At 48.4% G+C, this 11,961-nt stretch carries 11 protein-coding genes; 7 read left to right on the forward strand and 4 right to left on the reverse strand.

Annotated features, from left to right (window positions below; genetic code table 11):
- Window positions 1-165 precede the first annotated feature (165 nt).
- The gene (locus Q0991_RS19125) at window positions 166-498 is read left to right on the forward strand and encodes a hypothetical protein (protein ID WP_299491479.1); all 333 of its coding nucleotides are present in this window, start codon (window positions 166-168) and stop codon (window positions 496-498) included.
- Between the two features lie 110 nt (window positions 499-608).
- Here the strand turns inward: Q0991_RS19125 and rpsN are convergent, their stop codons facing one another.
- The 3 genes from rpsN to rseP all read right to left on the reverse strand — a co-directional run bounded on the left by rpsN (window position 609) and on the right by rseP (window position 2,769).
- Entirely contained in the window at window positions 609-911 is a 303-nt protein-coding gene (rpsN, locus tag Q0991_RS19130) for a 30S ribosomal protein S14 (protein WP_299491481.1), read from the reverse strand.
- Window positions 912-1,002: 91 nt separating this feature from the next.
- Window positions 1,003-1,677: an endonuclease III gene (gene nth, locus Q0991_RS19135; protein ID WP_299491484.1), complete on the reverse strand. Its 675-nt coding sequence runs from the start codon at window positions 1,675-1,677 to the stop codon at window positions 1,003-1,005.
- 3 nt (window positions 1,678-1,680) lie between these two features.
- A complete protein-coding gene (rseP, locus tag Q0991_RS19140; RefSeq protein WP_299491487.1) occupies window positions 1,681-2,769 on the reverse strand; it encodes an RIP metalloprotease RseP in 1,089 nt (362 codons plus the stop codon).
- 252 nt (window positions 2,770-3,021) lie between these two features.
- Between rseP and Q0991_RS19145 the strand changes: the two genes are divergently transcribed.
- The 3 genes from Q0991_RS19145 to Q0991_RS19155 all read left to right on the forward strand — a co-directional run bounded on the left by Q0991_RS19145 (window position 3,022) and on the right by Q0991_RS19155 (window position 5,928).
- Window positions 3,022-4,515, forward strand: coding sequence for a HAMP domain-containing sensor histidine kinase (locus Q0991_RS19145; RefSeq protein ID WP_299491491.1), 1,494 nt, complete (start codon window positions 3,022-3,024; stop codon window positions 4,513-4,515).
- Window positions 4,516-4,598: 83 nt separating this feature from the next.
- The gene (locus tag Q0991_RS19150; protein ID WP_299491494.1) at window positions 4,599-5,144 is read left to right on the forward strand and encodes a GIY-YIG nuclease family protein; all 546 of its coding nucleotides are present in this window, start codon (window positions 4,599-4,601) and stop codon (window positions 5,142-5,144) included.
- A gap of 85 nt (window positions 5,145-5,229) precedes the next feature.
- Window positions 5,230-5,928 carry a uracil-DNA glycosylase gene (locus Q0991_RS19155; RefSeq protein WP_299491497.1) on the forward strand — a complete coding sequence of 233 codons (699 nt, stop codon included), beginning with the start codon at window positions 5,230-5,232 and terminating at the stop codon, window positions 5,926-5,928.
- Window positions 5,929-6,006: 78 nt separating this feature from the next.
- On the opposite strand, the gene hmpF is transcribed toward Q0991_RS19155, so the two are convergent.
- Window positions 6,007-7,644, reverse strand: coding sequence for a pilus motility taxis protein HmpF (hmpF, locus tag Q0991_RS19160; RefSeq protein ID WP_299491501.1), 1,638 nt, complete (start codon window positions 7,642-7,644; stop codon window positions 6,007-6,009).
- A gap of 560 nt (window positions 7,645-8,204) precedes the next feature.
- Between hmpF and Q0991_RS19165 the strand changes: the two genes are divergently transcribed.
- The 3 genes from Q0991_RS19165 to Q0991_RS19175 all read left to right on the forward strand — a co-directional run bounded on the left by Q0991_RS19165 (window position 8,205) and on the right by Q0991_RS19175 (window position 11,809).
- A complete protein-coding gene (locus tag Q0991_RS19165; protein ID WP_299491503.1) occupies window positions 8,205-8,570 on the forward strand; it encodes a response regulator in 366 nt (121 codons plus the stop codon).
- 6 nt (window positions 8,571-8,576) lie between these two features.
- The gene (locus Q0991_RS19170; protein ID WP_299491505.1) at window positions 8,577-9,104 is read left to right on the forward strand and encodes a chemotaxis protein CheW; all 528 of its coding nucleotides are present in this window, start codon (window positions 8,577-8,579) and stop codon (window positions 9,102-9,104) included.
- Window positions 9,105-9,295: 191 nt separating this feature from the next.
- Window positions 9,296-11,809 carry a methyl-accepting chemotaxis protein gene (locus tag Q0991_RS19175; protein WP_299491507.1) on the forward strand — a complete coding sequence of 838 codons (2,514 nt, stop codon included), beginning with the start codon at window positions 9,296-9,298 and terminating at the stop codon, window positions 11,807-11,809.
- The last annotated feature ends 152 nt before the right edge of the window (window positions 11,810-11,961 follow it).

Here is an 11,961-nt window from a genome sequence, read left to right on the forward strand (position 1 = left end):
TGGGTCTTGGGGTGACCACATAGAAGACATTGCATCAGGGAATAGGATAACTCAACTCCCTATAGGTTTAACAAACCCACACTTTTTTGATGCACGACCCCATAGTTCTGCTTCACAATGGGCAAAATTGCTTATATTTAATATAAGAAGCCATCTGCCAAGACCATGATTGAGCCCATTCCAGCTGTAACCCTACCCCCCTGTAGCAGTCCTGAACAAGAAGCCGCATGGTTGCGTCAGGCGTTGCATACCTGGCTCGACCGCGAGTTTTTACCGGAAATCGTCAATGCAAAAATCGCTGAACGAGCGTCTGCTATCTATCTCCGGCAACGGATGGAAGGTGAAAACGATGTTGGTTCTTTACTGATCGCTATTTTGACGGAGATGCAAAGGTTTGACTTCTCTAAAAGCTTTTATAGCGAGTTTGCAGTTGCCAATGCGGTTAGCGATCTGTTGCTCAATAGCTTAGGCATTGATACCTGCTGTGGCCAGTCTTAATTGAGCGGGCGAAACACGGGTTAGCGGCTAGTTATAGATTTAGGTAAGACAAACAACTCCCCTATGAAGTCCTAGAGAAGCTGTTGCAATTTAAAGAGAATAAACGCGAGTTACCAGCTCGATTTAGTGACGCCCGGTAAAAGACCCTCATGGGCCATTTCTCGCAGAACATGGCGAGACAACCCAAAATCGCGATAGTAGCCCCGCGACCGACCGGTTACCCAGCAACGATTGCGCAAGCGGGTGGGGGCGCTATTGCGAGGTAAGCGCTGAAGCTGGCGGTGTAAATCCATCCGCTCTTGTTGAGAGGTGGCTTGAGAAATTTGTTCGAGTAGCGCTTGGCGCTTGTGAGCGTATTTGGCGACGAGTCGTTGCCGCTTTTTCTCTCGCTCAACCATGCCTTTTTTAGCCATGAAGTTGTGGGATGTCCAATTAAAAATTTAAACAGTATTTTCTATCTTAACGAATCTTGTCGATTTTTTTGGAAAGAATTGTGATCGCGAATCATCCTTTGGGGCGGGAGCGTGCTGAAAGGACCTTTCCGGCAGCAGGACAGAGATCGGTTAAGGAACAGCGATCACACATTGGTTTCCGGGCGCTACAAACCGCTCGGCCATGATAAATTAGGCGAATTGACCAGTTCTCCCAATCGTCTTGGGGAAGGAGCTTCATCAAATCCTGCTCGATCTTGACGGGATCTTGATGGCGGGTCAACCCCAACCGATTACTTAAGCGTTTGACATGGGTATCTACCGTGACGCCCATGTTGATACCATAGCCATGGGCGAGAACCACATTCGCGGTCTTGCGCGCAACCCCAGGTAGGGTCAGCAATTGCTCCATCTGGTTTGGCACTTGGCCATCAAAATCACTGACAATCTTTTGACAAGCCCCCTGGATATGCTTGGCTTTATTGCGATAGAAGCCCGTTGAGCGAATCAGCTCTTCGAGGGCTTGGCGATCGGCACCAGCGAGGGCAGGGGCATCCGGGTAAGCGGCAAAGAGAGCTGGTGTGACCTGATTCACGCGCTCATCCGTACACTGCGCTGACAGGATCGTTGCCACTAGCAGCTGAACGGGGGTTTCATAGGTCAAGCTGCAGGTTGCATCGGGATAGAGCTGCTTTAGGCGGGCTAATAATTCTAAGGCTTTTACTTTTTTGGCGGAACTCCGAGGCATAGCCTAAGTCATCAGTTTGGCTGTATCCAACACGATCATAAACACTCCAAGTCCGAGGAGGAGGAACAGGCTGACCTGCATAACGCTTTCCTGGATTTTATTGGGTAAGGGTTTGCCTCGAAGCCCTTCCAACAACAAGAAAGCCAGTTGACCTCCATCCAAGGCTGGCAACGGCAGAATATTGATAAAAGCCAAGTTAACGCTAATGACCGCTGCAAATTGAAATAGGCTCGTCATATCGGTGCGAGCCATGTCAGCGCCAATGGCAACAATACCGACGGGGCCTGCGACTTGGCTGGCGGACTCTTTAAAATTGCCCACCAGTTCGCCCAGGGTATGGGCCATAAAGCCAACGATTTTCTGAAATTCTTGGGCGGCAGTGCTAAACAATTCACCGATATGTTGGATCGGGCGGCGCACTAGGCGGCCATTGGGAGCAAGCTGGACTCCAATGCGAGCTAGCCCCTCATCGGTTCGTTCGGGAATAATGTTGATGTCTAGCGTTTGATCTTGCCGCTGAATATGCAATTGAATCGGTTGACCATCGTTGTTTTGGATGGATGTCATCAGGGAATCGCGAGCGGCCTCTGCTTGTCCTAAGGGCTGACCGTCAACGGCTAGGACGATGTCTCTTGCTTGGATGCCTGCATTGGCCGCGACGGAACTTACATCCGTTGCCACTTGCGCAATCAATACGCCGGGTTGGTACTGAACGCCACCAGGGACACCAACGATGCCGACTTCTGCGACCAGCAGCACATACGCCAAAATTAGGTTGGCAATTACCCCGGCACTGATGACAATAGCCCGATCTAAAACGGGCCGATTGCGCATCAAGTCTGGGTCGGTCAGCGGAATAGAGCTGTCGGGGTCTTCATCTGGAAATCCCACATAACCGCCTAAAGGGATACTCCGCAAGGCATACTCGGTTTGTTCCCCCTGGTATTTCCATAGGACCGGGCCGAAACCAATGGAAAAGCGGTTGACATGGATTCCTTGAAGTCTTGCAGCCAGGAAATGACCCAATTCATGGACAGCAATCAGCAGCCCCAGAATACCGATCATGACAAAAATTCCAGTAAAGGGAGGCATGAATACACCTTAATATCACGGCTCTAATCCAATCATAGGGGATCAGGTTTAATTATCTTAACGCTATTAACGGTCTCGGGTTGCGGGAGAGAAGCAGGCCCGCTTTCCAGTAAGATGCGAAACAGATGAGCAGGGATATTTCGCCCATAACGTTCGGTTCTACGACTAGGGGAGTGGCGGTGGAACCGCTATCTTCAAAAGAGAGCAAAGCATATCTCAATCAGGAAGTAGAGATGGGAGACAGTGGCGAACGTGAATGCGTGGGTTTTGCCAACGGTGGGCGAAGGATTCCAGGACTGTGAACCGAATTTGGATTGGTGGTCTGAACCTCAATCCCGTCGGAGTGAAACGGAGTGGCACGTTGCGATTGGCACGCTGTTATCCCTGTTGCTGGCCCCTCAGGAAAAAAACATCAGTCAACCCAGTGGGATGCAGTTCGATCCAGGGCAGCGGCGAGGTTTGATTCTAACGGGGCCTACGCCCCTCTTCAGCGATCTGGGCTTATTTGCCCATTTTCATACCTGGGCTCTTGTGCCGACAAACAATACTGCATTACGATTGCCCCCCTGCGAACGAACAGAGCCTGAAGCGACCTCTCAGTCTGCTCAAACGATCCCATTATTGCCTGCAGATCCACAATTGGCAGAGCGATTTTGTTTAGTGCTGACTGCCGCTTTTTGTTGGGTTGCGGTGTTGAAGCCCTCTGCTAATCAAGGGGGATGCTTTCAGTTCTCCTTCATTCCAGAAACGGTGCATCAGGTGCTACAGAATGTGCGATCGCGCATTCAACTGATGCGACCTCACCACTTACAGGCATTTGACATGCTACTGCAGCAATGGCCAACCCAGGCCCCCCATTATCACATTCCTCAGCAATTTAGCCGCCAACTTCTCCAGAATTACCAACATGTCTTGCCGCTGAAGTCTGAACCCGCTGGCAAGCGCTCTGCTCGGCCGCCAGAGAAAAAGACCACCGAACCGTCCGGCTCGGGTCGGGATTCGGGTCAGGATTCTGCGGAGAGCCGTTCTCATCCCAAAGGCCCAGAGGTGGATTTATTGAAAGCGTTAGCCCATGAAGTGCGAACGCCCCTGACGACTATTCAGACGTTTACACAACTACTGCTGAAACGATCGGATTTACCTGCAGAAGTGTTGAAACGATTAGAATCCATTCGGCGAGAATGTCATGAGCAAATTGATCGCTTTAGCTTGATTTTTCGGGCAATGGAACTCACCACTGCCGAAACGAAGCCCACAGTTCAGCTTAGGTCTATTTCGGTACAGGAGGTGCTAAAGGCGAATGTCGTTCGATGGCAGAAACAGGCGGATCGACGCAGTCTTTCCTTTGAGTTAGATATGCCAGAGCAACTGCCTGCGATCGCAACAAGCGATCCCAATATGTTTGAGCAGGTGCTCACCGACCTAATTGAGCAACTCAGTCACCGTTTGCCGATGGGAAGCCATATGCAGCTACAGATTGCCCTAGCGGGCGATCAGCTTAAATTGGAGCTACGCTCTGATCAAACCATGACCCATTCAGAATCTGTCCCTGATTTGCCGATGCTTAAAGCTATCGGTGATTTACTGATGCTCCAGCCCGAGACGGGCAATTTAAGCCTGAGCTTACCTGTAACCAAACAGCTCTTCGAACTGCTGGGGGGCAAACTAATCGTCCGCCAAAATCAACATCAAGGTGAAGTCCTGACGATTTTTTTACCGTTAGGGACGGATAGTACTGCATACTAGGAATGACTCCAAAACGAAGGGGCTTTCCTGAGTTTGGCAAGACGCCCTAACTTGATGGAGTGGGTCGTACTAAAGCTTGATCAATGTCTGCAGAGCATCTTGTTATCCCGCTAGCCGATCTGACCGCCGTCCCCTATCTGGATGCTGAAGGGATGCTACCCCAGCAATTTGCCGGTAAAATTGGCGCCTATGCCATCTTTTCAGAAAATCAAACCCTGCAATATGTGGGATACTCACGCGATATCTATCTCAGTCTTAAGCAACATTTAGTCCGTCAACCCCGATTATGCTACTGGCTGAAAGTCCAAACAATTGACCGTCCTAACCGTTCCCTTCTCGAGGAAATGCGGCATACCTGGATTCAGAGCAATGGGGCTCCCGTCCCGGGCAATCAAACGGATCAACAGCAGTGGGAACAGGCCATTGATGTCAAAGCTGCCATGACGGCAGAAGAGCGGGCCCAACACCAGAACCCGGAGTTGGACGAGCGCAGCCAAGTCAAAATTTTGAAAACCGTTGCGCGACGCCTGGAATCTGAAATTCTGGAGATCCTCAACCAACGCGGTTTACAAGAGTCCCTAAGGTTTAACCCCAAGCTGAAAGAGACGGGTTTTCTGGATTTAAAGTAGTGGTCTTTTGACGTGAACAGAGTTTCGATGTCCCGGATATTCCCTTGCTACCCCCCAATTGTATTCCCCATCTAGTAACGTTTTTATGCCTGACGAAGCGCAAATCAGTCTATTCGATTGGCACGAACCTGACATGGTTACAGAGGCCGTAACCCACGAGGCCATCTCTGCCCATTCACAGGTTCCCATCCCTAAGGGCTTCTACAAAAGCTTGGAAGAATTAACCACCCATTGTCAACACTGCCAGCGCTGTGATTTAGCACCCAGCCGTACTAATGTCGTGGTGAGCCGAGGTAACCCTCAAGCCCCGATCCTCATTATTGGCGAGGGACCGGGTCAACATGAAGATGAAACTGGATTACCTTTTGTGGGTAGAGCTGGACAACTTTTAGACAAAATCCTGGCTTCTGTCAAACTTGACCCACATCAAGATGTTTATATTTGTAATATTGTCAAATGTCGTCCCCCAGGAAACCGAACTCCAACGCCTGATGAATCGGCTGCCTGCAAACCCTATCTACTAGAGCAAATTCGCTTGGTAGATCCCAAGATTATCTTACTCACTGGGGCGACTGCCGTCAGAGGTCTTACGGGGGATAAGCGAGGGATTACGAAAATCCGCGGGCAGTGGCTAACATGGCAGGGCTATCTATGTATGCCCATTTTGCATCCTGCCTATCTCCTCAGAAATCCTTCCCCTGAGCCTGGCAAGCCCAAATGGTTGATGTGGCAGGATATCCAAGTCGTCCGGGCTAAATTGGATGAGCTGCTGTCCTCTGCCTAAGCCCCGAGCCTTAGCCAGGAATAATTGAGGTCCAACCTGAAGGCCAGGACAGTCAGAATCCGCCTCCCTCAGTCCGGTTTAGCCGCCTTGACCAATGGCCATAAATACCTGTTTCAACTCATTTAATGCGGAAACAGGAGAGTCACTTTGGTGCTCATCTTCACCCGTCTGTCCTAAAACATGTTGGATGGGCTGGAGTAAGCTCTCGGCGGTTTTGATCTTGCCCCACAGCTCAGCAAGCGCATTTTTCTGGTTCTCCAAGTCCTGCTCTTGTTGCCGGAGGGCAGTCTGCTTGTTCTCCTGCTCTGCAGCAGTCGTTTCTATCGTAGTACGCGTGATTTGCAGGGACGACTCCAAGTCCTTTAACTCCTGGTTGAGCCGCTCTAGGGCTTGCTGCTGTTGTTCCCGTTCAGCCTTCGCTAATTGGAGGGCAGGATCTAAATCTAGGGTGGCGGTTTGATGAAACTGATTCTGTTGCGATCGCTTACGCTGATACAAAATGTCTTGATGAAAATACAGAATTGCTTCGCGTTCTTTTAGAGTTTTGCGTTGCCCCTCCAACGTTTCGTCAAGTAAGCGAAAATGCTGCCGTTCATCTTCCAACTCCCCCGTCAAGCTGAGTTGATCATACTCACTCGCATTTTGAATCTTCGCTTCCAACTCAGTAATGGCTTGTTGCTGGTAGTTCAGCTCTTCTTCTTGATCATTTACAAAACTCGATAGCTTTGCCAACTCTGTATTAAGCTTTTCCACCGTTGCTTCTAGCTCCTCAAGGGGCATCTCTCGCAATGCTTGCATATCGGCCTGGTCGCCAACTCCTCCTTGAATTTGGTTGAGTTGTTCACAGATTTTGCTCAACGCCAGTAGTTGTTCACTGAACCATTTTTTCTGCTCTGACTTCGAAATGACAGACTGTTCTTGTACTTTAAGTTCTAATTGAGTCTGTGCGAGGGAATCTTGGGTTTGCCGCCATTCTTGCCAAGCAGTCTGTAATTCTGACTGTTTTTGATCGAGGGTGGCTTGTTGTTGCTGGGCCTGGGAGCGGTCTTGTTCTAGGGTCTGCCAAGCCGCTTGTAAGTGATGAAGTTGTTCTGGGTTGGAGATTCCATGGGAGAGATCGCTATCCAACTGATCTAAAAGCTGCTCAATTTGGTGGACTTGCTCATCAGACAGTCCATTGGCTGCCTCATTTTGAGCATTCTGCAACCGACCCCAACCTTCTTCGAGCTGTTGTCGGTCTTGCTCCATTTGCTCCTTCAGTTGGAGAATTTGGGTGCGAGTTGCCTCAAACTCCTGACGTTGCTGTTCAATTTTCTGAGATTCAGCTTCCCACTCCTGAATTTCCTCTGCTCGGGCTTCCATATCTACCTCACGTCGGGTTAACTCCTGACTTTGGTAAATTAATGATTGTTTCCACCCTTCAATTTCTTCCTCTTGCGTTTTGAACTTCTCCCGCATTCGGGAAAAACTCTTCAAAATAACAACTAATTGTCGAGTCGCATCTTGGATGCTTTTGAACTGTTGGTTGCCATCCATCTCAACCAAGACAAGCACGCCAGCATTGTAGTCATTGGCTGCATCGGCTTGAAGCAGCTCTTCACCAGAAATTGGGCTCCAATTGTGCTCAGATTGTTTTTGGGCTAAGAGCTTCAGTTCCGTCTTCGCGCCCATAAAGCCTGTTTTCTTGTGTACTTCGGCAAGGTACAGCACACTCATCACCCTCTTTCTTTACTTGCATCTGAGCTTGGTCAAAGTTAAAGTTCAGCCGATTTCTCCGCCAATGATTGAATCGACTTCATTCGTACCTACTGTTCAGTATAAAAGCTAAGCTCTTATTCTAATGTGATTGTTCAGCCATTCAGCATTTCTTTCCCTCAAGATTAGCTAACTTCAATCATTTAGCCAATCTTAATCGATAAAAGTTTAGCTCTAAAGTCACAGCTAAACGGGAAACAGTAGCATCCCAAATCAATGGTTCCCAAAAGACTGGACCTTCTTTGCATGCAAACTCCAAGACCTTGGTATTACCGGGTATAGATATCGTTTTCACACAAAACAATCGTTGTCTTGACAAATTGCATGATCAGAGAGGGTATCCTAAGTTCGCAGGGGATTTGCTCGCAGGGGTGACTTGTGAGCCATATCATCAGCAATCTCACAATAAAACAGACTAGGCTCTTCTTCCTAATGCCTCAATTAGGTTGGTGATGCCTTGACCTATGCGGTTGATGCTCTATGCGTGAGTAGCCTCAGCACAAGATGTTAGGTAGCGATAAATGCAAAAAGTCTTAGTAGTTGATGACAGTATTACACAGCGGCAACTGATGAGCAACGCCCTTGAAGACATTGGGCTAACCGTTTTGATTGCTACAGATGGAGTAGAAGCGCTGGAACAAATCCAATCAACACAACCTGATATTGTGGTCCTAGATATTGTCATGCCTCGTAAAAATGGTTATGAGGTCTGTCGTGAAATAAAGTCTAACCCAACAACTCAAAATGTACCAGTTGTAATTTGTTCCTCAAAAACAGAAGAATTTGATCGGTATTGGGGGATGAAACAAGGGGCAGATGCATATCTGACCAAACCGATACAACCACGAGAATTACTAGTCACAGTTAGGCAATTACTAGAAGGTTAAGTCCTTATGGTCAGTCATCAAAATATTGTTGTAGAGACAACAGACTCAGATCAACTCTCTGGACTCCGGGAACTCAGCAATCCCGAGGGAGATCTGTTCCTGCGCTTTTATATCGAGTCCGGTCAAGAATTTGCGTTGCCAGCTCAAGGCATTCGGGAAGTCTTAGCCCTAGCGCCAGATCAAATTACCCCCATCCCCAATGTTTCCCCGGTTCTAATGGGCGTACTGAATTTGAGAGGGCAAGTCGTTTGGGTAACAGATATTGGCCAATTTTTAGGACACACTAAACCTTTAGACACGGACTGTCAAGAAATATCGATTATCGCCATTGAGTCGAATGAGATTATCGTCGGCCTAGCAGTGGACAAAGTGATGGATATGGACTGGCTGGATGCTGAGAAATTAAGCCCATCTCTAAGTGCATCCGATAATATGGCCCCGTTCCTGAGAGGAGAATGGGCGCTCAGCACGAATCAATTTTTGAGGTTGCTAGACCCTGAAGCAATTCTCAGATCTGCGAGATGGGCGAGTTAATTCAATGAGGGAATTGGGGTATAGGTAAATTGGGTTTAATTCCGCTTGAACCCATCCATAAAAGCCCTTAGCTTTAGTTATTGTTAGTGGTTTAATGCATTTCAGATGGTATAGCGTTTTCTCTGACGAACACCCGTAAATTTCTTCGCTTCAGTAAGCATTTCGATTTATCCAGTGGCAGGAGCAGGCAGATGTCATTAAGTACTCAGTATACTCAGGACTATCAACAAGCAGTTAGTGACTACATGAAAGGGCACTATCAAGAAGCTGCTGAAACAACGGATCATCTCGTCAACGAGTATCCTGACGATCCCAACCTGCGGTTATTACGAGGCCATATCTATAGTTGCCTACAGCAGTATGAAATTGCTAATCAGCAATACAAGTCTGTGTTGGAGTTAACCCATGACCCCGAACTGCTCGACTGCGCCAGAAATAGTCTAGCTGATGCAACCCGGTACTTAGAATCTGGCTATAGCTATTCTGAATCAGCCTCTGCCATGAATAGCACAAATGCTGCCTTGACAACAACTCATAGCACCGAAATCGACAGTGATGCTCAGCCCTTTTTTACCGCCCAAACTAACATGAAGAGTGATGCGCCAACGGCAGAAGAAAATCCTTTTGTCGTTGAGACGAACCCCTTAGATGATTATGTATCCGCTCCTTTGGTGACTGAAAACCCTAACAGTCAACCATTGGCCTCGGATAGTTTTGCTGATGGAGAAGACGATACGTTACTCATGCATAAAAAACACTCAACATCCGACTCAGATCATTCAGCTCCACAACACGATCATGTCACTGATTCAGAGCGTGATGCGATGCCAGAGCATTCCCAACTCGCTCATGATGAGGATGGGGCAATTGATTCCTTTGAAGTAAGCGCTAATTCTCTGGACGAACCTTTTGATCAGGCTGGAGAACATGCGATGTCATCGATCGACTTTGATCTAGCCGATTCAGTTGATCAAACCGAATTCCCGATGTCTGGTATTGATTTATCTGAAGAGCTGTCCATGGATGGCTTTGATAATCAAGGTGATCTAAATATTTTTGATCCAGCGACCGACTATGAGTTGGATGATCCCAGTTTGCTGAATGTCGCTGAAGACGAATTGGATTTAATCGGTGATACGGGCTTGATCAACGTGCCTGAGAATGCTCAGGGGCTGGCGATAGACGACATCAACCAATCGGCTGACTTGTCAATGTCATCCCAATCTGGCTTTTTAGATGAGCGAGAGGGCGGAACCCTATTCGCTGATGGTGGCTCCTCTTCTCTCGCCAAACGGTCAGGTGGACTATTCTCTCCCTTCACCAATGCTTCTCTGCAGCAAAAGCAAATCATTATGTCAACGACGGCGGGAGCAGTGTCTGCCCTAGCTGTCCTGGGTGCAGGTCAATTAAGTTCTCAGTCCTTAGCTACAACGGGTGCAGGAGCAGTGGCGGCCGGTTTGGCAGGTGGTGTCACTACCTTAGCGCTGGGTCAAATTATGACGCGCCAAATCAAAGCTTCCACGAACGATTTGCAAACCCAACTGACTGCTGTTGCCCAAGGTGACTGGAGTGTAAGAGCAACCGAATTCTCCAAGGATGAATTTGGGCAACTCGCCAACAGTTTTAACCAGATGACTCGCTTTATTGAATCCACCACTGCGGAGGTTCAGCGCAAAGCAGAGGAGCAAGAAAAAGCCAAGGAAGACCTTCAAAGACAGGTTATCCGTTTACTGGATGACGTCGAAGGGGCGGCTCGAGGTGACCTAACGGTTCAGGCAGAAGTCACAGCCGATATTTTAGGAGCGGTTGCTGACTCCTTTAACCTCACCATTTATAATCTGCAAAAGATTGTTAAACAGGTTAAAGTTGCCGCTCAAGAAGTGAATAAAGGAGCGGCTGAAAACGAAGAATTTGCTCGGGGTCTCTCTTCTGATGCATTGCGTCAGGCCGAGGAACTAGCGGTATCCCTCAACTCTGTGCAAATGATGACATCTTCTATTCAGCAAGTGGCGGACAGTGCGCGATCGGCTGACCAAGTGGCTCAAAAGGCGACAGAGGCAGCGCAAAAAGGCGGGGAATCTGTCGAAAGAACGGTAGCTGGTATTCTCCAAATTCGAGAAACAGTGGCTGAAAGTACCCGCAAGGTGAAGCGGCTTGCTGAATCTTCTCAGGAGATTTCGAAGATAGTGGGTTTGATTTCGCAAATTGCGTCACGGACCAATCTGCTTGCACTGAACGCCAGTATTGAGGCAGCTCGAGCGGGCGAATCGGGTCGTGGTTTTGCCGTGGTTGCCGATGAAGTCCGCCAGTTGGCGGATCGGGCTGCTAAATCGTCCAAGGAAATTGAGCAAATTGTTTTGCAAATTCAAGGTGAGACAAGCTCGGTAATGATGGCGATGGAAGAAGGGACCCAACAGGTGATTGAAGGAACGCAACGGGCTGAACAAGCAAAGCGTTCGTTGGATGACATTATCCAGGTATCGTCTCAAATTAATCAACTGGTGGGTTCTATCACTAAAGCGACGGCAGAACAAACTGAAACATCTCGCTATGTGTCACAGGTGATGCAATCCGTTGAATTGACCGCCCAAGAAACCTCGCAAGAAGCCCAAAGAGTGTCAGATTCCCTGAGAAATATGGTGAGTGTGGCCAGCGAACTGCAATCCTCTGTGGAGCGGTTCAGAGTAGAAGGCACTGAATTTTAAGACCAGAGAGCCCCCTTCTCAATCATCATCATTTTGACTTATTTACTTACAGAATCCTAAGGGAGATGGTAATGCAGCCAGAACAGCAGCGGATTATGGTCTACTTTATTGAGGAAGCGAAAGAGCACCTCAATACAATCGAGCATGGTTTG

Source organism: Acaryochloris sp. IP29b_bin.137 (genome assembly GCF_028285745.1).
Taxonomy (GTDB): Bacteria; Cyanobacteriota; Cyanobacteriia; order Thermosynechococcales; family Thermosynechococcaceae; genus Acaryochloris.